At 55.7% G+C, this 23,668-nt stretch carries 19 protein-coding genes; 10 read left to right on the plus strand and 9 right to left on the minus strand.

All coding sequences use genetic code 11. The features are described from left to right. The 4 genes from tssJ to ACG0Z5_RS16960 form a co-directional block, all read left to right on the plus strand. On the plus strand, positions 1-335 hold a 335-nt coding region (gene tssJ, locus ACG0Z5_RS16945), incomplete at its 5' end, for a type VI secretion system lipoprotein TssJ (RefSeq protein ID WP_394449530.1). Continuing rightward, a complete protein-coding gene (gene tssE / locus ACG0Z5_RS16950; RefSeq protein ID WP_394449532.1) occupies positions 335-790 on the plus strand; it encodes a type VI secretion system baseplate subunit TssE in 456 nt (151 codons plus the stop codon). The genes tssJ and tssE, both read left to right, overlap by 1 nt. Positions 791-812: 22 nt before the next feature. Continuing rightward, on the plus strand, positions 813-1,286 hold the full coding sequence (locus tag ACG0Z5_RS16955) for a hypothetical protein (protein ID WP_394449534.1): 474 nt from the start codon (positions 813-815) through the stop codon (positions 1,284-1,286). A gap of 54 nt (positions 1,287-1,340) precedes the next feature. Further along, complete coding sequence (locus ACG0Z5_RS16960; protein WP_394449536.1) at positions 1,341-2,717, plus strand: VasL domain-containing protein; 1,377 nt, start codon at positions 1,341-1,343, stop codon at positions 2,715-2,717. Positions 2,718-2,950: 233 nt separating this feature from the next. Here ACG0Z5_RS16960 and ACG0Z5_RS16965 read toward each other — a convergent pair whose 3' ends face one another. Then, positions 2,951-4,894, minus strand: coding sequence for a bifunctional 2',3'-cyclic-nucleotide 2'-phosphodiesterase/3'-nucleotidase (locus tag ACG0Z5_RS16965; protein ID WP_394449538.1), 1,944 nt, complete (start codon positions 4,892-4,894; stop codon positions 2,951-2,953). A gap of 191 nt (positions 4,895-5,085) precedes the next feature. On the opposite strand from ACG0Z5_RS16965, the gene cysQ reads away from it, so the two are divergent. After that, entirely contained in the window at positions 5,086-5,826 is a 741-nt protein-coding gene (gene cysQ, locus ACG0Z5_RS16970; protein ID WP_394449540.1) for a 3'(2'),5'-bisphosphate nucleotidase CysQ, read from the plus strand. On the opposite strand, the gene ACG0Z5_RS16975 is transcribed toward cysQ, so the two are convergent. Next, positions 5,820-6,377, minus strand: coding sequence for a YtfJ family protein (locus ACG0Z5_RS16975; RefSeq protein ID WP_394449541.1), 558 nt, complete (start codon positions 6,375-6,377; stop codon positions 5,820-5,822). The genes cysQ and ACG0Z5_RS16975 overlap by 7 nt on opposite strands. A 322-nt stretch (positions 6,378-6,699) precedes the next feature. Between ACG0Z5_RS16975 and ACG0Z5_RS16980 the strand changes: the two genes are divergently transcribed. Further along, entirely contained in the window at positions 6,700-6,906 is a 207-nt protein-coding gene (locus ACG0Z5_RS16980) for a DUF1107 domain-containing protein (protein ID WP_110510900.1), read from the plus strand. 78 nt (positions 6,907-6,984) lie between these two features. On the opposite strand, the gene ACG0Z5_RS16985 is transcribed toward ACG0Z5_RS16980, so the two are convergent. The 6 genes from ACG0Z5_RS16985 to ACG0Z5_RS17010 form a co-directional block, all read right to left on the minus strand. Then, positions 6,985-8,322 carry a hemolysin family protein gene (locus tag ACG0Z5_RS16985; protein WP_394449543.1) on the minus strand — a complete coding sequence of 446 codons (1,338 nt, stop codon included), beginning with the start codon at positions 8,320-8,322 and terminating at the stop codon, positions 6,985-6,987. A gap of 149 nt (positions 8,323-8,471) precedes the next feature. After that, a complete protein-coding gene (locus ACG0Z5_RS16990; protein WP_394449545.1) occupies positions 8,472-10,016 on the minus strand; it encodes an MFS transporter in 1,545 nt (514 codons plus the stop codon). A gap of 82 nt (positions 10,017-10,098) precedes the next feature. Next, positions 10,099-11,121 (minus strand): Gfo/Idh/MocA family protein, encoded by a 1,023-nt coding sequence (locus ACG0Z5_RS16995; RefSeq protein WP_394449547.1) that lies wholly within the window; start codon positions 11,119-11,121, stop codon positions 10,099-10,101. 10 nt (positions 11,122-11,131) lie between these two features. Beyond that, a complete protein-coding gene (locus tag ACG0Z5_RS17000; RefSeq protein ID WP_394449549.1) occupies positions 11,132-12,199 on the minus strand; it encodes a Gfo/Idh/MocA family protein in 1,068 nt (355 codons plus the stop codon). Next, positions 12,196-13,380, minus strand: a complete 1,185-nt coding sequence (locus ACG0Z5_RS17005) for a Gfo/Idh/MocA family protein (protein WP_394449551.1) — start codon at positions 13,378-13,380, stop codon at positions 12,196-12,198. Before ACG0Z5_RS17005 ends, ACG0Z5_RS17000 begins: the two co-directional genes overlap by 4 nt. Before the next feature lie 12 nt (positions 13,381-13,392). After that, the gene (locus ACG0Z5_RS17010) at positions 13,393-14,547 is read right to left on the minus strand and encodes a Gfo/Idh/MocA family protein (RefSeq protein WP_394449553.1); all 1,155 of its coding nucleotides are present in this window, start codon (positions 14,545-14,547) and stop codon (positions 13,393-13,395) included. A 190-nt stretch (positions 14,548-14,737) separates the two neighbouring features. On the opposite strand from ACG0Z5_RS17010, the gene ACG0Z5_RS17015 reads away from it, so the two are divergent. Together ACG0Z5_RS17015 and ACG0Z5_RS17020 are read left to right on the plus strand one after the other, a co-directional pair. Beyond that, positions 14,738-15,796, plus strand: coding sequence for a LacI family DNA-binding transcriptional regulator (locus ACG0Z5_RS17015; RefSeq protein WP_394449555.1), 1,059 nt, complete (start codon positions 14,738-14,740; stop codon positions 15,794-15,796). A gap of 88 nt (positions 15,797-15,884) precedes the next feature. Then, positions 15,885-17,267 (plus strand): Fic family protein, encoded by a 1,383-nt coding sequence (locus tag ACG0Z5_RS17020; RefSeq protein ID WP_394449557.1) that lies wholly within the window; start codon positions 15,885-15,887, stop codon positions 17,265-17,267. A 39-nt stretch (positions 17,268-17,306) separates the two neighbouring features. On the opposite strand, the gene msrA is transcribed toward ACG0Z5_RS17020, so the two are convergent. Further along, positions 17,307-17,945 (minus strand): peptide-methionine (S)-S-oxide reductase MsrA, encoded by a 639-nt coding sequence (gene msrA, locus ACG0Z5_RS17025; protein ID WP_394449559.1) that lies wholly within the window; start codon positions 17,943-17,945, stop codon positions 17,307-17,309. Positions 17,946-18,157: 212 nt separating this feature from the next. On the opposite strand from msrA, the gene tamA reads away from it, so the two are divergent. Continuing rightward, positions 18,158-19,891, plus strand: coding sequence for an autotransporter assembly complex protein TamA (gene tamA / locus ACG0Z5_RS17030; protein ID WP_394449561.1), 1,734 nt, complete (start codon positions 18,158-18,160; stop codon positions 19,889-19,891). After that, the gene (gene tamB, locus ACG0Z5_RS17035; RefSeq protein WP_394449563.1) at positions 19,888-23,667 is read left to right on the plus strand and encodes an autotransporter assembly complex protein TamB; all 3,780 of its coding nucleotides are present in this window, start codon (positions 19,888-19,890) and stop codon (positions 23,665-23,667) included. The genes tamA and tamB overlap by 4 nt, the downstream gene beginning before the upstream one ends. The last annotated feature ends 1 nt before the right edge of the window (position 23,668 follow it).

Raw genomic sequence — 23,668 nt, forward strand, 5'->3', positions numbered from 1 at the left:
AACCTGTGGTGGTGCGGGTCTACCAGCTGAAAGACCGTAAGACCTTCGACAAGACGGTGTATCAACAACTGCTTAAAGATGGCGAAACGGTGCTGAAAGCTGACCTGCTGGCAACCCGCGACGTGGTGGTGAAGCCCGGCGGGGACGTAAACCTCAATATGCCGATGGAAGAAGACGCACAGTTTGTGGCCGTGGTAGGACTGTTCCGCCACCCGGACATGGTCAACAACACCTGGAAGCAGGTCATTCAGCGCGATGACCTCGAGCCGGATAAATCCCGCGTCCTGGAAGCCGGTAACAATCATCTGACGTTACAACCGCTGAAGGATGACTGATGCCACAGGGACACAACACGCCATCGCTGTATGAAATGCTGAGCGGGAATTTCTCCGGTGGCCTGAGCCTCAGTCAGGTCAGTGAGCAGAATCAGGTGATTTTATCTGTGCTCGATAACATGCAGCGGGTGCTCAACTGCCGCGCCGGTACGCTGGCGCACCTGCCGGACTACGGGTTACCGGATATGACCAAAATCCTGCAGGGGATGCCGGGTACAGCCCATGAACTGATGGGGACTTTGTCAGACGTATTGCTCAAATACGAGCCGCGGCTTAAGAAAATCGAGGTGGTTCTGCTTGAGCAGGATATTCCCGGTGAACTGCGCTATGCCATCGATGCCGAGCTGAAAGGCATCGGGCTGGTGCGCTACGGTACGGAATTTATGCCTGAAGGTCGCGTGCTGATACGTCACCTCAAACAGCAACAGTATCTTGACGCACAGACCCGCCTCTAATCTCCTGACGGACAGTGAAAACATGTCGGCAAAAGCTCGATTTCTTCAAAAATTGCAGGACCAGCAGCCTCGCAGTGCCACCTTTGACACGAAAGCCGAAGCCGATATCGCGGCCTTTCGCCAGCGAATAACTCAGCTCCATGAGTCCATGGATGAGTGGCTAACCGGGACAGAGATAGGCACCGAAGCCACTACCGCCACCCTGATTGAGTTCCTGATTGGCGGGAGCGCGTTTTCGGTTCCCGGTATTACACTGCACTACGGGCAACGGAGTATCCGGTTTACCCCCATTTTTCTGTACGGGCAAGGCGTAACCGGCTGTATTGAAGTCTGCCTGGCTGCAGATAGCAAAATCAGTTCCCTGTACCGACTATTTATGCGCAGTGGTGAGCAGGATAACTGGACCTGGTGCCCGACAGGAATGCAGAACGGAAATCCTGCCCGGTTTGATGAAGAGGTCTTCTTTACGATGATTGCGCCTCTGCTCCCTGAGTAACCACCGTATCTGATTTTGAGCCTGGCTCTCATTTATACCCACGGACAACCCAACATGCATGATGAACAACCCCGCCAGGTGAGAACCGGTGGCGACCCGCGTTCACTGTCTGCGTTTATGGCACTGCGCGACGAGATGAGTAAGCTGACGCATCCGGCCCGCCCGGACGTCGACTGGAAGCAGGTGGAAAAACTGTCGCTCTCCCTGTTTGAAATCAACGGCGTCGAGCTGCAGACCGGTGCCTGGTATACCCTTGCCCGCAGCCATCTGGCGCGGGTCAGTGGTCTGAACGAGGGGCTGGGCATACTGACGGCACTGTTGAGCCACCAGTGGGCTCAGCTCTGGCCACAACCGGCACATGCCCGGGCAGAGATAATCAACGGCCTCCTGCAGCGTGTGCAAAAGCTGTTCCGCACCTTTTCGCTGGGAACTGCAGATGTGCCGGCCCTGGTACTCGCTGAAAAGCAACTGCTGGAGATGAAGGACATCCTCAGACGGCAGGAACTGGAGCATGCCTGCCAGATGAATCCGCTGATGCAGCTGATACGCAGCGCGATAAGTCGCCTGGAGAACAGCTCTCAGCCGGAGAGTGAGCCTGTCGGGAACACGGTACCCGGACAGGACGTTGTCATAGCTGAAGACGCCCCGGCCAGCCGTCTGGTGTATGTCATCCAGAAAGCGCCGGAAGTGGGTATTCAGGTCACTGAAGAACAGCCCGTACCGCCGAGGCGCTGGCCTTTCTTTGTGGCCGGTATGGCGACCGCCCTGGTACTCAGCGCTGCCACGGTCTTCGGCTGGCAGGTTGTCCATCGTCCGGATAAAGCAACTCAGCCGATGGCGGCATCCGTCGCTTGGGTACCTGAAGCGATGACCCCAGCACAGATTGAAGCCTTTCGCGGAACCGAAAGTAGTCAGACAAATTCCGGGATGTGGCTTGCGCGCATGTCCAGTCAGATGAACTGGATAACCACGCTGGCACCCGGCTGGCGCCTCCGCTACGGTCAGGGTCTGGTTGCACAGGCAAAAGCGCTATGGCCGGATGATCCGGCAACCCGGACATTGGTTCAGCGTTGGGAGCAATATCAGGCAGGCAGAACGCTGCCCGCGAGCGAACTGACAGGCTGGCATGACGGAATGATGCAGCTCCGGGAATTATCGGCGCAGCTTGATGCACTGGACAGACAGAAAGGCAAGTATATGACGGGCAGTGAGCTGAAGACGATCGTCTGGCGTATCACCAGCACATTCGCCAGCGCGGTCCCGGTGGAAGAACAGTTGCGACAGCTGGTACCTGCTGCAGGAGAGACAAATGCGCCTCAGGCGAACATTGAACAGGCGGCACGCCATCTGGATTCACTTATTCATGTGCTGGAACAGGTGTCGTCGCAGAAAGGTGATGCACTGGTGGCAAAAACCAGCGCTCCTGACTGAGTGAAGGGAATACGGCCCGTTCCACTAATCTAGTGGGGGGATGTCACTCCCCCAGAGAATACCGGCGGCAGCGGGCATCGTTAACTTAAGATACAAAAGCTTCCTTCAGGAGATCTATCCCTTAGGGTTTGTCTTCAGATGTGATGCGCGACGGCACTCATCGTTTCAGCGATTTGCGCCGTAAAATGGGCGGCGCAGTGGACTGACACGTGCCGGGCCTACAACACCTGCTGTTACTTACTCAAATCAAGCTGATAGACCGCAAAGCCGATGTCATCGGTACCGACTTTCTTCATCGGATACTGCGCTTTGTCTTTGATAAACGCCGCGGCTTTGTCCGTCGGGGCCGTTTCAAAGCGAATATCCAGCGGGGAGGCCGAGTGAATCGGCGCTAAGCGCCAGTTGTTATCCGCGGCCGGGTGGATCTCTCCGTTTTTCTTCGACTCCGCGCTTATCCATGCCGCCAGCACCGAACGGTTTTCATCCGGTGAGGCAAACGCAATATGGCTCTCGCCGGTGCCCGCAAACTTGCCGCCATAGGCACGATAGTTATTGGTCGCAACCAGGAACATCGCATTCGGGTCAATTGGCTTGCCGTCGAAGGTCAGATTTTTAATACGCTCCGCTTTCGGGTTCACGCTCTGGCATTCCCCGTCGTAGCGCGCCGGTTGGCTGACGTCGATTTGATATTTCACCCCGTCGATAACGTCGAAGTTATAGGTGCGGAAGCCATCCCAGTTAATCAGCGCCTGCGGTTTGCTGCTGTTGACGTCAATCTGATTGAACTGTCCGGCGGAGCACTCCAGCCACTCTTTCACCTCTTTACCGCTGACTTTCATCACCACTAGGGTATTCGGATAGAGATACAAATCGGCGGCGTTACGGAAGGTCAACTGACCTTTCTCCACCTCGACAAAGCTCGCCGGATCGTTTTTACGTCCACCGGCTTTGAAAGGTGCTGCGGCCGAAAGCACGGGCAGTTTCGCCAGATCCGGATCGCCCTGAATATAGTGCTCGACGTAGGCTTTCTGCGCCATATTCACCACCTGAACAGTCGGATCGTCCTGCACCAGTGACAAATAGCTGTACATATTATCGGAGGATTTGCCGATAGGTTTGCTGACAAACGCCCGGGTAGCATCGTGGTCGGCTTTCAGCACCTTCACCAGATTAGCGTCTTCGGCGGCGAGGGATTTTTTGGCCGCGGTGTCATAAATTGGCCGCGCTTCGGCTTTGGCCTGTGCCACCGTCCATTTGCCGCTGTCGTTGTTCAGCACCAGATCCACCACCCCGAGATGGTCGCCCCACATGCCAGGCATCACCGCCGGTACGCCGTTGAGCAGACCTTTGTCGATATCTGCCCCCTTAATGCTGGCGAAATCTTTCGACGGGAACACCGCATGGGCATGACCGAACATGATCGCATCCACGCCCGGTACCTGGCTTAAGTAGTAAACGGAGTTTTCCGCCATCGCCTGATACGGGTCTGCGGACAGGCCAGAGTGGGCGATAACCACCACCACATCGGCCCCTTTCTCACGCATTTCGGGCACATATTGACGTGCGGTTTCGGTAATGTCGTTTACCGTGACTTTACCGCTGAGATTCGCTTTATCCCAGGTCATGATTTGTGGTGGCACAAAACCGATATAGCCAATCTTCAGGGTATGCGTTTTGCCGTCAGTGTCGACAACCTGGGTTTCTTTAATCAGGTAGGGTGTAAACAGCGGTTTTTTGGTCTTAACGTCGATGATATTGGCGTTAACGTACGGGAATTTCGCGCCATTGATGGCCTTGTGCAAGAAATCCAGACCGTAGTTGAATTCGTGATTTCCAAGGTTGCCCACCGCGTAATCGAGGGTGTTCATCGCCTTGTAAACCGGGTGCACATCCCCGGCTTTCAGGCCTTTCGCCGCCATATAATCGCCAAGCGGGCTCCCCTGAATCACATCGCCGTTATCCACCAATACGCTGTTTTTGACTTCACCGCGTGCGGCGTTAATCAGGCTGGCGGTTCGCACCAGACCAAATTTTTCCGTAGCGGTATCTTTGTAGTAATCAAAATCCATCATGTTGCTGTGCAGGTCGGTGGTTTCCATAACTCGCAAATCCACCGTCGCGGCCTGCACGCTGGCAGCAATCAGCGTAGCAAGGAGCGTTGCGCTAAACTTAATCATCAGAGGGGTCCTTTCGTTGATCGAGGGCACAAAAGATAAAAGTGTATACATCCTGTTGCTTACAGAAGTGTGAAGCTTGCCAGAAAAAAGCGCGAGGAAACGGGGATCGCTTCACAGATAGCGCAACTGGTCGCGATGGGATATAAATAAAACAACGAGTTAACACCACTCTACTCAACACGAGGTGGAATATGTTGGAACAGGTATGTCAGCTTGCACGGAAAGCGGGTGATGCCATTATGCAGGTTTATGATGGAATGCAGCCGATGGACGTGGTCAGCAAAGCGGACGATTCTCCGGTGACAGCGGCGGATATTGCCGCTCACAAAGTGATTATCAGCGGCCTGAATGCCCTGACTCCGGATATCCCCGTTTTGTCGGAAGAAGATCCGCAGAGCTGGGACGTGCGCCAGCACTGGCAGCGCTACTGGCTGGTTGACCCGCTGGATGGCACCAAAGAGTTTATCAAGCGCAACGGTGAGTTTACCGTTAACATCGCCTTGATTGAAAAGGGAAAACCGGTGCTCGGCGTGGTATACGCCCCGGTGATGAAAGTGATGTACAGCGCGCACGAAGGCAAAGCCTGGAAAGAAGAGTGCGACATTCGCAAACAGATTCAGGTGCGTGACGCTCGTCCACCGCTGGTGGTGATCAGCCGCTCGCACACCGACACCGAACTGCAGGAGTATCTCCAGCAACTCGGTGAACACCAGACCACCTCCATTGGCTCATCGCTGAAATTCTGCCTGGTGGCAGAAGGGCAGGCGCAGCTGTATCCGCGTTTCGGGCCGACCAACGTCTGGGACACTGCGGCGGGTCACGCGGTGGCGGTTGCCGCCGGGGCGCACGTTCACGACTGGCAGGGCAAAACCCTCGACTATACGCCGCGTGAATCGTTCCTCAACCCCGGCTTCCGGGTGGCTATCTACTGACCGAGAAGTTTATGCAGCAGGGCGATGACCTGCTGCACGTCTTCTTGCGTCAACGCCCCGTCTTTCGCCCATTCCACGCGTCCGTCTTTGTTCAGCACCACAATCGCTGAGCTACCTTCCTCAAGCTGCCAGGCGTTACGCGCTACCCCGTTGCTGTCGACGATAAATTGCGACCATGGGTAGAGCTTCTTATTACTTTCGATACTGCTGCGCACGAACATGCCCGAGCCGGGGATCGCATCGTCGGTGTTGACGAGGGTGGTGGTCTGGTATTTATCGTGCGGGAATTTGGCGGCTTTGATAGCCTCAACCAGCGTGGCGTTCTTCTCTTTGGCAGAGGTACGACCGGCAATATGTTGTACAACTCTCACTTTGCCAGGCAATTGCGCGCTATTCCAGTTTTTATAGCTAAACTCATCTTTATCAAGCATCAGTTCGCCACGGTCAGAGATGCCGACGGCGGCCACGCGTTGACCTTTTTCAAAGTTGTGGGCAGAGGCCATCAGCGGCATGAGCAGGCATGAGATCGCCATCAGCTTACGTAGGGTCATGGTTTATTCCTTATTTTATGCAGGTGATCCGACCACTTGGTTCTGAACATTAATCATAAGTGTGAATGATTAGGTTTTCCCGCAAGCATGATGCCAGTTTGCGGGCGACCGCACATAACCGCTAAAAAATGAAGGCTTATACTGCGTAATGCGTCTATGTGAATAGAATATTCTTAATTAGTGTCATCAAACGGTAAATAAACTTCTACAGACTGGGTGTCCCGGTCGATATGGACTATAGTTTCAGAGCATTAATTTTGCGCCCCGGAACGCGGACCCGATGATGGAGTCGCAAGGGCGTAATCCTCAGCAGGAGATAACAATGAAAATTTTCCAACGGTACAACCCGCTTCAGGTGGCGAAGTACGTGAAGATCCTGTTTCGTGGACGGTTGTACATCAAGGACGTGGGCGCTTTCGAGTTTGATAAGGGTAAAATCCTGATCCCGAAAGTGAAGGACAAACAGCACCTCTCCGTGATGTCCGAAATCAACCGTCAGGTTACGCGTCTGCAAACAGAGATGGCGTAATCAATAACGTGCTATGCAGTAATCAGTAAAAAAAACGGCTCCCATCGGGAGCCGTTAGTGTTTCTGCACGCGACTGACTTACGCCGCGCCTTTCTCTTGGGCGTCAGGCAGTTTTGGCGTCAGCACCGTCGGTTTGCTGTCGACGCGGGTGACCAGCAGCTGATCGATACGGTAGTTATCGATATCCACCACTTCGAACTTGTAACCAGAGAACTTCACGAAGTCGGTGCGTTTAGGGATCTTACGCAGCATAAACATCATGAAGCCGCCGATGGTCTCGTAGTTGCCAGACTGCGGGAATTCGTCGATATCCAGCACGCGCATGACATCGTCAATCGGCGTACCGCCATCAACCAGCCATGAGTTCTCATCACGCGCGACAATCTGCTCTTCCTGACCCTGGCCGACGAGGTCACCCATCAGCGTGGTCATCACGTCGTTGAGGGTGATAATGCCCACCACCAGCGCATATTCGTTCATGATGACCGCGAAGTCTTCACCCGCGGCTTTGAAGCTTTCGAGCGCTTCGGAGAGCGTCAGGGTGTCCGGCACAATCAGCGTATTGCGCAGCTGCACGCCCCCGGCCAGCGCCAGGCTCTGATTAGCCAGCACGCGGTTCAGCAGGTCTTTTGAGTCAACGTAGCCGATGATGTGGTCGATGTCTTCCTTACACACCAGGAATTTGGAGTGTGGATGCTCGGCGACTTTGTTTTTCAGGCTCTGTTCATCTTCATTCAAATCGAACCAGATGATGTTTTCGCGCGACGTCATGGAAGACGGAACGGTACGGGATTCGAGTTCAAATACGTTCTCAATCAGCTCGTGCTCTTGCTTACGCAGCACGCCTGCCAGTGCACCGGCTTCCACCACCGCATAAATGTCGTCGGAGGTAATGTCGTCTTTACGCACCATCGGCAGCTTGAACAGGCGGAAAATCATGTTGGCCATGCCGTTGAAGAACCATACCAGCGGGCGAAACACCGACAGGCAGAAGCGCATCGGGTTGATGATGCGTAAAGCCACGGCTTCAGGCGCAATCATACCGATGCGTTTCGGGGTCAGGTCAGCAATCAGGATGAACATACTGGTGACCAGCACGAACGACAGAATGAAGCTAATCTGCTCGGCAAGCTCAGCGGACATGTAGTTGATAAGGATGGTGTGGAAGGCCGGGGAGAAGGCGGCATCGCCGACAATACCACCCAGAATGGCGACGGCGTTAAGGCCGATTTGCACCACGGTAAAGAACATACCGGGGTTTTCCTGCATTTTCAGAACACGTTGTGCATTAATGTTGCCCTCATCGGCGAGTAGCTTCAGTTTTATCTTGCGGGAAGCTGCAAGCGAAATCTCGGAAATCGAGAAAAACGCACTGACGCCGATGAGGCAGAGTATGATTAATATACTGTTTAGCATAGTTTTTCTAACCGTTCAGGTCAGAACCTCGGAAGGATGGTTGAGTCGTTGGTTTAACGGAAATGTCACTTAAAAAAACCGGTCCGAAGGCGCTGGACCGGTTATATCGAGGGATAGTATAGCGTAAGGGACTGTAAATTCGCCAGAGGTTAACTTCCAGGCACTAAAGCGGCACCGTTTTTGCTTTTATCCGGCGTGGCATCCCACACTTCGTTATAGGCCCGGCCGGTCAGCTCTTTGATCACCACCCGGGTCTCTTCATCACAATCTTCCGCGGCACCGCCCAGTTTGCGGCGGGCGATTTCTTTAATCAGCGTCTTATGGCTCTGCTGAGTCAGCTTGAACTTATAGGTCATCCAGAAGCTGATGGCCAACAGGGCGGCGGTAGCGAAGATCATCAGGCCGATAATCGCGTGCAGGGCGCTGATCGGTTGCGCACCTCCGCCTTTCACGAAGCCGCTTTCCTGTAACACAATACCGATCAGCATCACCGCCAGTGCGACGGTGCTTTTGCGGGTCAGCACCATCACGCCAGCGAAAATGCCTTCCCGGCGTTGGCGGGTCACCATCTCATCCACGTCCGGAATGAAGCTGTAAATGTTCCACGGAATGTAATACAGCCCGGCTCGGGCGAGACCCAGCAGCATAAACACGCCAGAGAACACGAAGGTGTTCACCGCAATATCGTAGAGATAGACCACGAACAAAAACGCCAACACCGCAAAGATGCAGCTGTAGGCCAGCCGCAGGGCGCTGGACGGGGTCAGGTTCAGTTTGTTCATCAGCATCATAAAGCCGAACGTGCCGGGAATAGACACAAACGCGGCGATACTCAGCAAGCCCGACACGGCACCCGCATCGCGATGCAGACCGTAAATGACGAAATAGGTGAAGACCGAGCCGAACACGTCCATCGCGGTAAACGAGCAGATATAAATGATGATGTGCTGGCGAAAGGCCCTGATTTTGAACGATGAAAACAGGTCCAGTATCAGATATTTCAGGTGGTTAAGCAGCCCAGGCTTTCTGTCGTTGACCGGGGCAAATTCGTATTCCTCGCGCACATCTTTTGCCTCCCAGGTACAGGCCCAGGTGGTGAAGACGGCGATACAGAAAATCAGCGCAAAGATGCTGCCGGTTAGGGTGTAGGTGAACGAGTTGTCTTTCCCGGTGAACTGCATAATCACGCCCGGCACCGACACCGCTAAAAATCCACCGAGGGAGGAGCACATCATACGCACGCCAGACAGACGGGTACGTTCGCTAAAGCGGTTGGTCATTTCCGCCGCCAGCGTTTCCCACGGCACCAGCACCATTGCGGAAAGCAGCTCGATGGAGAGATAAGTACCGAGATAGTACCAGTAGCTCATGTCGGTGACCCAGACCAGCGCATACAGGAACATCAGCGGGGCGCTCAGCAGCAGGAAGAACCGACGCCGACCAAAGCGTCTGCCAAGCCAGGTATCGGCGAAGTTGTCCGTCACGTAGCCCATAATCGGGCTCAGGATGGCATCAATCACCCTGGCAATGGCGAAAATCGATCCTGCTTCCAGGACCGACAGGCCACAGTAGGTGGTGTAGAAAAAGAGTAACCAGGTGCCGATAACGGCAAAAGCACCTCCGCCAAAAAGGTCAGTTACGCCGTAGCCAATCGCCACGCCGTAACCCACTTTGCGTTCAGTAGGTTTAACCATATTTATTATTCTCTGTTCGATGTTTCGTTATATGGCACACGCTCACTGTGTGCCGCATCTTATTACAGCCGGAACTATGTTGTTATTCGGGTAACGTGACCCAGCGTCGACACTGTGATGAACGGTAAATGGCCTCTACGAGCTGGAGGGATTTAGCCGCCTCGTGAAGACCCGTAACGCCCTCTGACCTGCCGCTGCGCACGGCGTCATAAAACTGGCGAATGGCCTGAAGATGGCCTGCCCCCCAATAGCTTTTACTGTGGCTGTAAGGTGATTCGTCGCAGGCGATGATCACCCGCGTGCCCTCGGTCACGCGCCATAGGGTGTTATCTCGCAGCTGTAGCTCGCCCTGTTCGCAATGGATTTCCAGCTGTAAGGGCGCGTCGCGGGTGTGATTGTTGCTGGCAAAAAACAGGCCGTGCGCGCCGCCGGAAAATTCCAGCGTGGCCATGGCGGTGTCTTCGGTGTCGATGGTGTCCGCAAGTCTTGCGCAGTCGACCACGCCTTTCAGGCGCGTGATGCCACCGCCAAACCACTGCACGAGATCGAGGGTGTGAATAGCCTGATTGATAAGCAGGCTGCCACCCTCGGTGGCGTAACGCCCACGCCACGGGCTGTGGGTGTAATAAGGTGGCGTGCGCGACCAGGTGAGGTACGCATTTATGCTGAGCAGCCGCCCTAAGGTGTTTTCTTCCAGAAGTTGATGCAGGGCCAGACTGGTAGGGTTCAGGCGGTTTTGATAACAGACCCCCAAACGCCCGTCGGCCTGCTTTTCCGCTTCCTGAATTTCCGCGACTTCCGCCATGTTCATGCCGACCGGCTTTTCGCAGAACACCTGTTTCCCTGCCGCCAGCGCGGCAAGGATCATCGGTTTATGCAGGTAATGCGGGGTGCAGATGTGCACCACGTCGATGGACACATCGCAGAGCATCTCCCGATAGTCCTGATAAAAATGACAGTGGTACTCCGCAGACAGCGCCAGTCCTTTGTCTTTCTCGGTGTCGACTACCGCTCGGAGGGTGACGCCAGGGATCTGGCGCAGCGCCTCCACGTGACACTGATGAATGGCTCCGCAGCCGATAATGGCGGCATTCAGCGTTCTCATCCCGGCCTCCTTATCGGCCCGCGTTGGCCAGCATTTGCGCTTTAACGCACAGTTCGGCGGCCTTAAAGGCGTGCGCCTGCGTCATGGCATTCTCGGTGCGGTTCAGGCAGTCCTTAATCAGCTCGCCGAAATACGGGAAACCGACCTGGCCCGCCACCGGATAGCGGTGCTCACCCTCTTTATTCACCAGATACACCACGTCCTGCTCGCCGCGCGTCAGGTCGATGTACTTGCGGATTTCGATATAGCCTTCAGTGCCGAGCAGGGTCAGACGACCGTCACCCCAGGTTGGCAGCCCTGCTGGTGTAAACCAGTCGCAGCGGAAATAACCGGTCGCGCCGTTCTCCCCGGCCAGCATCGCGTCGCCGAAATCTTCGAACTGGGGATACTGCGGATGGTTAACGTTACGCACCTGGCTGGCGACGATGTGAGCCTCTTCGTTGCCGGTGTAAAACAGGAACTGTTCAATCTGATGGCTACCGATGTCGCACAAAATGCCGCCGAAGTAGCGTTTGTCATAGAACCAGTCCGGACGGCCTTCGCCTTCGCGGTGCGGCCCGGTGCCGAGGGTCTGCATCACGGTGCCAATCGCACCCTGTTTCACCAGTTGCCCAGCGAAGACGGCGCTTTCCACGTGCAGACGTTCGCTGTAGTAGACCGCGTATTTGCGTCCGGTTTTGGCCACCATTGCTTTGGCATCTTCGAGCTGTTCAAGGGTGGTCAACGGCGCTTTATCGACGAAGTAATCTTTCCCCGCCGCCATCACTTTTAGTCCCAGCGGGCAGCGTTCGGACGGCACGCCTGCGCCAGCGATAAGCTGCACCTGCGGATCGTTGAGTAAGGTCTCCAGCGACGGGGCAATTTGCACCTGCGGGTACTGCTGCACGAACTTATCGACCTTCGCCGGGTCCGGATCCCACACCCATTTCAGCTGGGCCCCGGCTTCAACCAATCCGTTGCACATGCCGTAGATATGCCCGTGATCGAGCGCGGCGGCGGCAAAGACAAACTCACCTGGCTTCACTACCGGCTGCGGTTTGCCGGTTGGGGCGTAATTCATACCGTCGTTCTTGTTCATTGTGCTGCTCCTGTATCGAAATTCTTGCCAAGCGGGATGGCGCCTACTTCGTTGAAGTTGGCCACCGAGGCGGATTTTTCATAAAAATGTGGGGCCCGGGCGGTCAGGCCGCCGGTCCGGTAAAAGTCGTCATCCGGGGAGATCGGCAGCGGCACCACGGTGCGGGTGATGGCTGATTTATAGATGGCGGTGATGATTTCCAGCGAACGCTTGCCCTGCACGCCATCGACCAACGGCGGCGTGTGCTGTTCCAGGGCGGTGAGGAGGTTATCGATTTGCCCGGTATGCAGGGTCCAGCGCAGCCGGGGCGTCTCGGCAAACAGGGTTTGCAGCTGATCTTCCAGCCCGACATTATGGGTTTCCTGCGGAAAACCGTTGTCGGCTGACTGGCTGGCGAAGACGTTCCAGGGCGCAGAAATACGGGCTTTCTCCCCCTGAATGACCATCTTCTGGTCTTCGCCGTGATGCACCACCGAGGCCGTGAGTTGGGTCAGCGCGCCGGAAGGGTATTTGAAGATGGCGGCGCTTATGTCTTCCACTTCGGCGTTATCGTGGGCCACGTTGCTCATCATCGCCACGATTTCGGACGGGAAGCCCAGCATCCACTGAATGGCGTCGATGTGATGCACCGCGTGATTCAGCGTGCAGCCGCCGCCCTCTTTTTCCCAGGTGCCGCGCCACCACAGGTCGTAATAGCAGTGCCCACGCCACCAGAAGGAATCGACCTGCGCGTGGCAGATTTTCCCCGCCAGCCCTGAATCGACCGCCGCTTTCAATCGCCAGAAGGCGTCGGTAAAGCGGTTCTGGGCGATGACGGACAGCGTTTTGCCACTGGCCTGAGCGGCGGCGATCATCGCATCGCACTCTTCCAGCGAAGCTGCCATTGGCTTCTCGCACAGTACGTTTTTACCTGCGTGCAGGGCGTCGATGCTGATGTCCGCGTGAACGTAGGGCGGGGTGCAGACATCAACGATATCGAGGTCCGGCTCGTTGTCGAGCATCTGCCGATGGCTGCTGTAAATCCGGGCGTCGTGCAGCGCGTAACGTTCTTTTTTCTCCTGCGCCTTTTCCGGGTAGATATCAACCAGCGCGACAATCTGGCAGCGTTCGCCCATCTCCAGATAGCCCTGAATGTGGTTGTGCGAAATGTTCCCGGTTCCGACGATAGCGACTCGTAACATGATGCCTCCTGCTTACCAGGTGCCGGACGCGTCGAGAATGCGGCTCTCGACCTGTTTATTCACCGAAGCGGTGATGCGTTCGTCGAGCAGCTGCTTGAAGCGCTGTTCATCGAATGGCAGGTCGACCCAGCCGTCGGTCCAGGTGGAAAGGTGCATAGCGTTGGAAAGGGTCAGGCCGCGAATGCCTTCCAGACCGGGGGCGATCAGCGGTTCGCCGCGCAACACGGCGGCACAGAAATTGGTGGTGATCACATGATGTTCGCTGCATTCAGCGGCGACAGGAATAGTGACTTCCCAGCACTCCGGTTCACCGAAGCCGTTCTGCCAGCGGGCGTTGAACGCGTCTTCAGATTCCCGCAGCCGCCAGTAGCGTAAGCGGCCTTCTTCTACCACTACTTTTCCGCGTGTACCGGCGATTTCCAGGCGGTTGGTGCCCGGAGTTTCCGCCACGGTGGTGATGAATACCCCGGTTGCGCCGTTGGCGTACTCGGCATAGGCGGTGACTTCGTCTTCAACTTCTATCTGGCGGTGTTTACCAAACTGGCAGAAAGCGCGCACGCGCACCGGCATTCCGACCAACCACTGCCAAAGATCGAGCTGATGCGGGTCCTGATTGAGCAGTACGCCGCCGCCTTCCCCTTTCCAGGTGGCGCGCCAGCCGCCGGAGTTGTAATAGCTTTGTGAACGATACCAGTTGGTAATTATCCAGTTGGAGCGACGGATTTCTCCGAGTTCACCGCTGTCGATCAGATCTTTTACTTTCTGATACAGCGGGTTCGGGCGTTGGTTGTACATGATGCCAAACACCACATCACACTCGCGTGCGCAGGCGTTCATCTCCTGCACCTGCGCGGTGTACACGCCCGCCGGTTTTTCGCACAGGGTATGGATCCCGTGGCGCATCGCCAGCATCGACAGTTCAGGATGGGCGTAATGCGGGGTGGCTACGATCACCGCATCGATCAGTCCACTTTGCAGCAGGTCTTGGGCATGGCTGAAAATTTCCACTTTTTCGCCAACAATATGCCGAATGGCGTCGTGCTTTTTTTCGTCACTGTCGCAAACGGCCGTCAGCTGCGCTTCTTTTACCGTGCCTGCCAGCAAATAACGCGCATGAACGGTACCGATATTACCCACACCAATAATGCCAAAACGTATCTTATCCATGTCACACCTTATTCATCGTTCATCAGGAATAAGGCGAAAATAGGAACAACGACGCACCCAGACAAAAGGAATTTGTGAGAATGCTCGCAGGCTAATTATCAAATTTCAGTGCGTGGGATAAATCTGTTTTAAAATCATCCTATTGTGTCTGCAAAAATTTGCAGATATTGATTGTGAGAGAGGTCACACAATGTCCGGCAAGCTTAAAATGGACCAAATTGCGACGGAAACGGGCTACTCGGTCAGCACCGTTTCCCGGGTGTTGAGCGGCAAGTCGTACACCAGTGAAAAGGCGCGGGAGTCGATTGTTCGCTGCGCCAGAAAGCTCGGGGTACTGGACGAAATGGCCACCGGACGGCTGCTGATTAATGGGATTGCGGTATTTGCCCCGTCGAGAACCTTCACGGCGCGTGGCGATATTTTTTACCAGGAAGTGACTCGTGGAATTGCCGATGCGATAGAGCCGCATGACGTATATCTCACATTTTGTGGGCTGGAAGAGCAGGATGCCGATATTAAGGTTTTCCTCGAAAAGGCCAATAATAAGAATATAAACGCGATAATTATCATTGGAACTGATGATTCAACCGTGTTTAAACTGGCGACGACCCTAAATAAACCCTGCGTATTAATTAATACCAATGATAAAGAGCGATTACTGGATGCGGTATCGCCCGATCACCGGGCCATCGGCTTTAACGCCATGCGGTATCTCTTTGAGCAGGGCCACCGACGTGTCCTGTGTCTGACCACCCTGCGCCGTGAAACGCTGTATGCCCGCCTGGATGGCATCAAGGAAGCCTATCGCCGCTACCATGTGCCGTTCAACGCCCAGCGGGACGTGATTGTCACCGAGGGCTTTAGCGCGGAAGAATCCGAACTGGCGTTAGCAAAATGGCTGGAGGAAACGCCGCCTGATCAGTGGCCGCAGGTGATTTTTCCCGGTAGCACCAATATGACCCTTGGCGTGCAGAAGGTGCTGGCGCGCTACGGGTTACGCGTCCCGGAAGACATCTCGCTTATCACCACTGATTTTCATTGGCGGTTGGAAAATGAGTTGGCAAAACCTATCACCAGCGTGACGGTGCCGTGTCGGGAACTGGGAGTAGAAGCGGTGCATTTGCTGCAAAACAGGCTTAACCGGCAAGGCACCTCGGTGCTGAACGTGTTGCTACAGGGGAAATTGCAGGAGGGCGGAACGGTGAGTAACACCACGCGACACACTGGCCGCGTGGCGATAGAGAGCTAAGGGTCAGGCGAGCAGATGACGTTTTGCTTGTATTTTCTTTGAGCAATATCTATCTTCATCTCAATATTGATATAAATTGAGATGAAGCATGAAGGTTGTCAAACCGCCATCACCCTTGGAAGCGAAGCAAGGCATTACCCTCGCCAGTGCCGCAAAGCTTGCGCTAGACCAAAAGGTCTCAGGCGCGAAATACCTTCATTACGATCAGCTCCGGCATCGGGTAGCGTCTAAGCAGGCGCTCGATGAGCTTTGGTTGGGCCTGCATTTTGCCAGAATGCTGTCAGCAAAATGGCTGGATCTTAAAATGGAGGGGGACGCCCAACTCCTCTCCCCGACGCCCAAAATCAATATCACCTCGGTGATGCAGAAATCGTGCTCGATAGTCGATCGCCTTACCTCTTCCGCGGCGGAGTCGGAACGGCATGAGAAATTTAATGCTGATAACTATCTGATGACTGAACTGACGGCGGCGGAGTCGATTGCGTCAAGCCAGCTGGAGGGGGCAGCAACTACCAGCCGTGTTGCGCTGGAAATGATCAAGTTAGGTCGTCATCCCCGGGACGACAGCGAGAAGATGATCATGGGGAATTATCGCATGATGCAATATGTCTCAGAACGGGGAGCCCGGCCGTTTGATGTTAAAGAGATCCTGCATTTGCAGAGCGTCGCGGTGGGGGGCATTGATGATAATAGATACTCCCCCGGTGAATTACGTCGAACGACAGACGATGTTGTGGTGGTCGATCATGAGCAAAATATTCTGCATACCCCGCTTGCAGCCGAGTATCTGGAACCCGCGCTGAAGCAGCTTTGCGCCTTTATTAATACCCCGCATGAAACGGCCGAAGATGAAAGCTATCTCCACCCTCTGGTTAAAGCGGCGATTATTCATTTCATGATCGGTTATCTCCACCCCTTTAGGGATGGAAATGGGCGTACTGCCCGCGCGCTGTTTTACTGGTATATGCTCAAATGCGGCTACAGTGCTTTCCGTTATATTTCCATCAGTAAGTTATTGAAGAATGCACCGGCTAAATATGTGAGAGCCTATCTTTATACCGAAACCGATGAGCTGGATTTGACCTATTTTGTTGATTATCAGTGTGAAATCGTCTCAAGGGCCGTCAAAGACTATACCGATTACATTAAGGATTTATTGAAGACGCGGGGTGAATTGGCGAACTGGTTGTACAACACTGGCCTTGCCGATAACGTCAATACCCGCCAACTTGCGCTGGCCACAACCGCCATTCAAAACCCTGGGGTGATATTTACGGCAGCCGAAGTCGCGCAGCAGATGAACGTCTCTGACAACACGGCCAGGGACGATCTGAAAAAGCTGACAGAATTGGGGTTGATGCGTTCAATGAAAGAGGGGAAAGGCAATGTTTACCTTTCCCCTAAGAGTCTGCAGGAATTGAAAAAGTGGCGTGGGAATAAGGGCCAACAACCGTCTGCACAGGATTGGTAATCGTGTACGCAATAAGACGGCGTACACGTTAAACGGCCTTTATGGCTGCGGCGGTAAACACACGCCAATCCCGCCGATACCGCAATAGCCGTACGGGTTTTTGTGCAGATACTGCTGGTGGTCGTCTTCCGCATAGTAGAACGGTTTTGCGGTGGCGATTTCAGTGGTGATGGTACGATCGTCATTGGCTTCACGCATTGCGGACTGGTAACGTTCAGCGCTGGCGCGGGCCGCCTGATCCTGCTCCGGCGTTAATGGATAAATCGCGGAACGATACTGCGTGCCCTGATCGTTACCCTGGCGCATGCCCTGAGCCGGGTCGTGATTTTCCCAGAATACCTGTAATAACTGGTCGTAGCTTATCACCGACGGATCATAAACCACGCGCACCGCTTCGGCATGGCCGGTCTGGCCGGAACAGACTTCGCGATAGGTTGGATTCGGCGTGTAGCCGCCGGTGTAGCCCGCCGCGGTGCTGTACACGCCCGGCAACTGCCAGAACAGACGTTCAACGCCCCAGAAGCAGCCCATCGCGAACAGCGCCACTTCCATGCCTTCGGGAACGTTGGTCATCGAATGGTCATTAACGGCGTGCAGGGTGGCGACAGGCATCGGTGTATTACGACCGGGCAGCGCATCCGCTTGAGCAACTACGTGTTTTTTATCGAATAAACTCACGGTTTGGCCTCCGGATAAATGAAATTGGGGTTAAGGTTGTCACAGCGCCTGTCTTTGTTGACAATAAAGGCGGTGAATAGGTCTAGATTTAAACATAAGAAATATTGAGGTGAACGTCTTTTTTTCAACCGGTAGTGTTGAAATTTTGTTAAGCCGTGGATCGGCTATTGCGTTTCCTGACGGGGTGGAAACAAGGATATTTGGGAGAAAACGTGCCACAAATTCGCCAGTTATGTTGGGCCAGCCTTTTGTTGGTCAGCGGGGTTGCCGAAGCAGCAAACATCCGCTTGCAGGTCGAAGGACTCTCGGGTGAGCTACAGAAAAACGTCCGTGCGCAGCTATCGACCATTCAGGGCGATGAGGTGACGCCGGATCGCCGCTTCCGTGCGCGTGTAGATGATGCTATCCGGGAAGGGCTCAAAGCGCTGGGCTACTACGAACCAACGATTGAATTCGAACTCAAACCGCCGCCAGCCAAAGGCCGTCAGGTGTTGCTGGCACACGTCACGCCCGGTGTCCCGGTGAAGATTGGCGGGACGGATGTGATTTTACGCGGCGGAGCCCGTACCGACCGCGACTATCTGGATTTACTGAAGACCCGTCCGGCGATTGGGACCATTCTCAACCACGCGGATTACGACGGCTTCAAAAAAGATCTGACCGGCGTGTCGCTGCGCAAAGGCTACTTCGACAGCGAATTTAAAAAGAGCCAGCTGGGCGTCTCGCTGGAGCGCCATCAGGCGTTCTGGGATATCGACTACGACAGCGGCGAGCGCTATCGCTTCGGCCCGGTAACCTTCCAGGGTTCGCAGATCCAGGATCGTTACCTGCAAAACCTGATCCCGTTCAAAGAGGGGGATTACTACACCTCCGACGATTTGGCGGAACTGAACCGCCGCCTCTCGGCGACGGGCTGGTTTAACTCAGTGGTAGTGGCCCCCGAGTTTGATAAAGCGCGAAAAACCAAGGTATTGCCGCTGGAGGGCGTGGTGTCTCCGCGCACCCAAAACACCGTCGAAACCGGGGTTGGCTATTCAACCGACGTGGGCCCACGGGTAAAAGCCTCATGGAACAAGCCGTGGATCAACTCCTACGGCCACAGCCTGACGTCCGATCTGAGCCTTTCGGCGCCGGAACAGCAGCTTGATTTCAGCTACAAAGTGCCGTTGCTCAAGAACCCGCTGGAGCAATATTATCTGTTGCAGGGCGGCTTTAAACGTACCGACCTGAACGATACCGAATCGGATTCCACCACCCTCGGCGTGTCGCGCTATTGGGATCTGTCCAGTGGCTGGCAGCGCGCCATCAACATGCGCTGGAGCCTGTCTCACTTTACCCAGGCTGATGTGACTAACACCACCATGCTGCTCTATCCGGGGGTGATGATCAGCCGGACCCGTTCACGCGGCGGGCTGATGCCAACCTGGGGCGATTCACAGCGCTACTCGGTGGATGTGTCGAACACCACCTGGGGATCGGATGTCGACTTCGTCGTCGCCCAGGCGCAGAACACCTGGATTCGCACCCTCTATGACCGCCATCGCTTTGTGGCGCGTGGGAACATCGGCTGGATTGAAACCGGCGACTTCGACAAAGTGCCACCTGACCTGCGTTTCTTCGCCGGGGGCGATCGCAGCATTCGCGGTTATAAATACCAGTCTATCTCGCCGAAGGATGATAAAGGTAAGCTGACCGGGGCCTCGCGCCTGCTGACCGGCTCGCTCGAGTATCAATACAACGTGACCGGCAAATGGTGGGGCGCGGTGTTCGTCGACAGCGGCGAGGCGGTGAATGATTTCAGCCAGAGTAATTTCAAAACCGGGACCGGGGTCGGCGTGCGCTGGCAATCTCCGGTCGGGCCAATCAAACTCGATTTAGCCGTTCCGGTCGGCGACAAAGATGAGCACGGTGTGCAGTTCTATATCGGTCTGGGGCCAGAATTATGAGTTTATGGAAGAAGATTAGCCTCGGCGTGCTGGCGTTTATCATCCTGCTGTTGGGCACGGTGGCGTTCCTGGTGGGCACCACCAGCGGCCTGCATCTGCTGTTTAAGGCCGCCGATCGCTGGGTGCCGGGTCTCTCTATCGGCCAGGTGGTCGGGGGCTGGAAAGATTTAACGCTCAAAAACGTGCGCTACGAACAGCCAGGGGTGGCGGTCGATGCAGGGCAATTCCATCTGGCGGTGAAAACGGCCTGCCTGTGGGACAGCAGCCTGTGCGTGAATGATTTGTCGCTGAGTAACATCAACGTGGCGATCGACAGCAAGAAAATGCCGCCGTCAGCGCCCGCACCTGAAGAGGAAGACAGCGGACCGCTGAACCTCTCAATGCCGTATCCGATTACCCTGAGCCGGGTGGCGCTCAACAACGTCAATATCAAAATTGACGACACCACGGTATCGGTGATGGATTTCACCTCCGGCCTGCACTGGCAGGAAAAAAACCTGACCCTCAGGCCAACCTCGCTGCAAGGGCTGCTGATTGCGCTGCCAAAAGTGGCGAAAGTGGCGCAGGAACAGGTGGTTGAGCCGAAAATCGACAACCCGAAGCCGGATGAAAAACCGCTTGGTGAGACGATGAAAGATCTCTTCTCTCAGCCTATCCTTCCCGCGATGACCGATGTGCATCTGCCGCTGAACCTCAACATAGAGGAATTTAGCGGGGAGCAACTGCGTCTGACCGGTGACACCGACCTGACCGTCTATAAGCTGCTGCTCAAAGTCAGCAGCATCGACGGCAACATGAAGCTCGACGCGCTGGACGTGGATTCGAGCCAGGGCACGGTCAATGCCACCGGCACCGCGAAATTACAGGATAACTGGCCGGTCGATTTGACCCTCAACAGCACCCTGAACATCGACCCGGTGAAGGGCGAGAAAATCAAAATGAAGATTGGCGGCGAAGTGCGTAAGCAGCTCGACGTCGGGATCAATCTGTCCGGCCCGGTAGATGTGGGTATTCGCGCCCAGGCGCAGCTGGCGGAAGCCGGACTGCCGCTTAATCTCGAAGTGCTCAGTAAACAGCTTTATTGGCCGTTCACCGGCGAAAAACAGTATCAGGCGGATGACCTGAAGCTGAAGCTCAGCGGCAAAATGACCGACTACACGCTGTCGTTCCGCACCGCGGTGAAAGGGCAGGGTGTGCCGCCAGCCACCATTACCCTGGATGCGAAAGGCAACGAGCAGCAGGTGAACCTCGACAAGCTGACCATTGCGGCGCTGGAAGGGAAAACCGAACTGAAAGCGCTGCTCGACTGGCAGAAGGCCATCAGCTGGCGCGGCGAATTAACCCTGAAAGATATCAACACCGCCAAAGAGGTGCCGGACTGGCCAGCGAAGCTCAACGGTATTATCAAAACCAGCGGCAGCCTGTACGGTGGCAGTTGGCAGATGGATGTGCCGGAGCTGAAACTCAGCGGGAACGTGAAGCAGAATAAGGTTAACGTCGAGGGTAAACTCTCCGGCAACAGCTATCTGCAATGGAAGATCCCGGGCCTGCATCTGGAGCTGGGGCGTAACAGCGCGGAAGTGAAGGGCGAGCTAGGGGTAAAAGATTTAAATCTCGATGCCACCATCGACGCACCGGGGCTGGATAACGCCCTGCCGGGACTCGGCGGCACGGCGAAAGGGCTGCTGAAAGTGCGCGGCACTATCGATGCACCGCAGCTGCTGGCCGACATCACCGCCCGCAACCTGCGCTGGCAGGAGCTCTCTGTCGCACAGGCCAGCATTAAAGGCGACGTCAAATCGACCGATCAGATTGGCGGTAACCTCGATGTGCGCGTCAACGGGATTGCGCAGCCTGGGGTCAATATCAGTCAGGTGCTGCTTTCCGCCAAAGGCAATGAGAAGCAGCACAAGCTGGAGCTGCGTATTCAGGGCGAGCCGGTGTCCGGTCAGCTCGATTTAGCAGGCAGCTTCGATCGCAAAGAAGAGCGCTGGAAAGGCACCCTGAGCAACACCCGCTTCCAGACGCCGGTCGGGCCGTGGGCGCTCTCCCGGGCGATCGCCCTCGATTTCCGCAGCAAAGAGCAGAAAATCAGCATCGGGCCACACTGCTGGACCAACCCGAACGCCGAACTCTGCGTGCCGCAGACCATTGATGCCGGGGCCGCAGGCCGGGCGGTGGTAAACCTCAATCGCTTTGATTTGGCGATGCTCAAACCGTTCATGCCAGAAGCTACGCAGGCCAGCGGTGTGTTCAGCGGCAACGCCGACGTGAGCTGGGACACCACCAAAGAAGGCCTGCCGCAGGGTAAAGTCACCCTCTCCGGGCGCAACGTGAAGGTCACGCAGACGGTTAATGACGGCGTGCTGCCGGTGGCGTTTGACACGCTCAACCTGAACGCCGACCTACACAACAACCGTGCGCAGCTGGGCTGGCTTATCCGTCTGACTAACAACGGCCAGATGGACGGACAGATTGAAGTCACCGACCCGCAGGGGCGGCGTAATCTTGGCGGCAACGTCAATATTCGCAACTTCTCACTGGCGATGATCAACCCGATTTTCGCTCGGGGAGAAAAAGCGGCGGGCAGCCTGAACGCCAACCTGCGCCTCGGCGGCAACGTTCAGAGCCCACAGCTGTTCGGGCAGTTGCAGCTTAGCGGGCTGGATATCGACGGCAACTTTATGCCGTTTGATATGCAGCCGAGCCGAGTGGCGATGAACTTCAACGGCACGCGATCCACCCTGGACGGGGTTATCGCGACGAAACAGGGGCAGATTAGCCTCAGTGGAAACGCCGACTGGACGCAAATCGACAACTGGCGGGCGCAGGTGGCGGCGAAGGGGAGCCGCGTGCGTATTACCGTGCCGCCGATGGTGCGGCTGGACGTGTCGCCGGACGTGGTGTTTACCGCCACGCCGAGCCTGTTCACGCTGGATGGCAACGTTGATGTGCCGTGGGCGCGGATCGTGGTGCATGACGTGCCGGAAAGCGCGGTAGGGGTGTCGAGCGATGAGGTGATGCTGGATAAAGATCTCAAGCCGGTAGATCCACAGACCGCGGGCATTCCTATCAACAGTAACCTGACTATTCACGTTGGCAACAACGTCCGTCTGAATGCGTTTGGCCTGAAAGCGCGTCTGACCGGTGACCTGAAAGTGGCTCAGGACAACCACGGCCTCGGCCTCAACGGGCAGATCAACATTCCGGAAGGCCGATTCCACGCCTACGGTCAGGATCTGATCGTGCGCAAAGGCATCCTGCTGTTCTCCGGCCCGCCGGACCAGCCGGTATTGAATATTGAGGCGATCCGTAATCCGGACGCCACGGAAGACAACGTCATCGCCGGGGTGCGCGTCACCGGCATGGCCGACCAGCCGAAAGCCGAAATCTTCTCGGATCCGGCGATGTCGCAACAGGCTGCATTGTCTTATCTGCTGCGCGGTCAGGGGCTTAACAGCGAGCAGGGCGACGGCGCGGCATTGACTTCCGCATTAGTCGGCCTGGGGGTTGCGCAAAGTGGGCAGATTGTGGGTAAAATCGGCGAGACGTTTGGCGTAAGCAATCTGGCCCTGGATACCGCAGGGGTGGGCGATTCCTCGCAGGTGGTGGTCAGTGGCTATATCGCGCCAGGCCTGCAGGTAAAATACGGCGTGGGAATTTTTGACTCGCTGGCAACTCTCACGTTACGCTACCGCCTGATGCCCAAGCTATATCTGGAAGCGGTGTCTGGTATCGACCAGGCACTAGATCTGCTCTATCAGTTTGAGTTCTAGC

It is taken from the genome of Scandinavium sp. M-37 (assembly GCF_043558715.1).
Lineage (GTDB): Bacteria > Pseudomonadota > Gammaproteobacteria > Enterobacterales > Enterobacteriaceae > Scandinavium > Scandinavium vulneris_A.

What these genes read in the sequence shown, in the direction of transcription:
- tssE (WP_394449532.1), top strand. Translation starts at nt 335, where the DNA reads ATGCCACAGGGACACAACACGCCATCGCTGTATGAAATGCTGAGCGGG.
- ACG0Z5_RS16955 (WP_394449534.1), top strand. Translation starts at nt 813, where the DNA reads ATGTCGGCAAAAGCTCGATTTCTTCAAAAATTGCAGGACCAGCAGCCT.
- ACG0Z5_RS16960 (WP_394449536.1), top strand. Translation starts at nt 1,341, where the DNA reads ATGCATGATGAACAACCCCGCCAGGTGAGAACCGGTGGCGACCCGCGT.
- ACG0Z5_RS16965 (WP_394449538.1), bottom strand. Translation starts at nt 4,894, where the DNA reads ATGATTAAGTTTAGCGCAACGCTCCTTGCTACGCTGATTGCTGCCAGC.
- cysQ (WP_394449540.1), top strand. Translation starts at nt 5,086, where the DNA reads ATGTTGGAACAGGTATGTCAGCTTGCACGGAAAGCGGGTGATGCCATT.
- ACG0Z5_RS16975 (WP_394449541.1), bottom strand. Translation starts at nt 6,377, where the DNA reads ATGACCCTACGTAAGCTGATGGCGATCTCATGCCTGCTCATGCCGCTG.
- ACG0Z5_RS16980 (WP_110510900.1), top strand. Translation starts at nt 6,700, where the DNA reads ATGAAAATTTTCCAACGGTACAACCCGCTTCAGGTGGCGAAGTACGTG.
- ACG0Z5_RS16985 (WP_394449543.1), bottom strand. Translation starts at nt 8,322, where the DNA reads ATGCTAAACAGTATATTAATCATACTCTGCCTCATCGGCGTCAGTGCG.
- ACG0Z5_RS16990 (WP_394449545.1), bottom strand. Translation starts at nt 10,016, where the DNA reads ATGGTTAAACCTACTGAACGCAAAGTGGGTTACGGCGTGGCGATTGGC.
- ACG0Z5_RS16995 (WP_394449547.1), bottom strand. Translation starts at nt 11,121, where the DNA reads ATGAGAACGCTGAATGCCGCCATTATCGGCTGCGGAGCCATTCATCAG.
- ACG0Z5_RS17000 (WP_394449549.1), bottom strand. Translation starts at nt 12,199, where the DNA reads ATGAACAAGAACGACGGTATGAATTACGCCCCAACCGGCAAACCGCAG.
- ACG0Z5_RS17005 (WP_394449551.1), bottom strand. Translation starts at nt 13,380, where the DNA reads ATGTTACGAGTCGCTATCGTCGGAACCGGGAACATTTCGCACAACCAC.
- ACG0Z5_RS17010 (WP_394449553.1), bottom strand. Translation starts at nt 14,547, where the DNA reads ATGGATAAGATACGTTTTGGCATTATTGGTGTGGGTAATATCGGTACC.
- ACG0Z5_RS17015 (WP_394449555.1), top strand. Translation starts at nt 14,738, where the DNA reads ATGTCCGGCAAGCTTAAAATGGACCAAATTGCGACGGAAACGGGCTAC.
- ACG0Z5_RS17020 (WP_394449557.1), top strand. Translation starts at nt 15,885, where the DNA reads ATGAAGGTTGTCAAACCGCCATCACCCTTGGAAGCGAAGCAAGGCATT.
- tamB (WP_394449563.1), top strand. Translation starts at nt 19,888, where the DNA reads ATGAGTTTATGGAAGAAGATTAGCCTCGGCGTGCTGGCGTTTATCATC.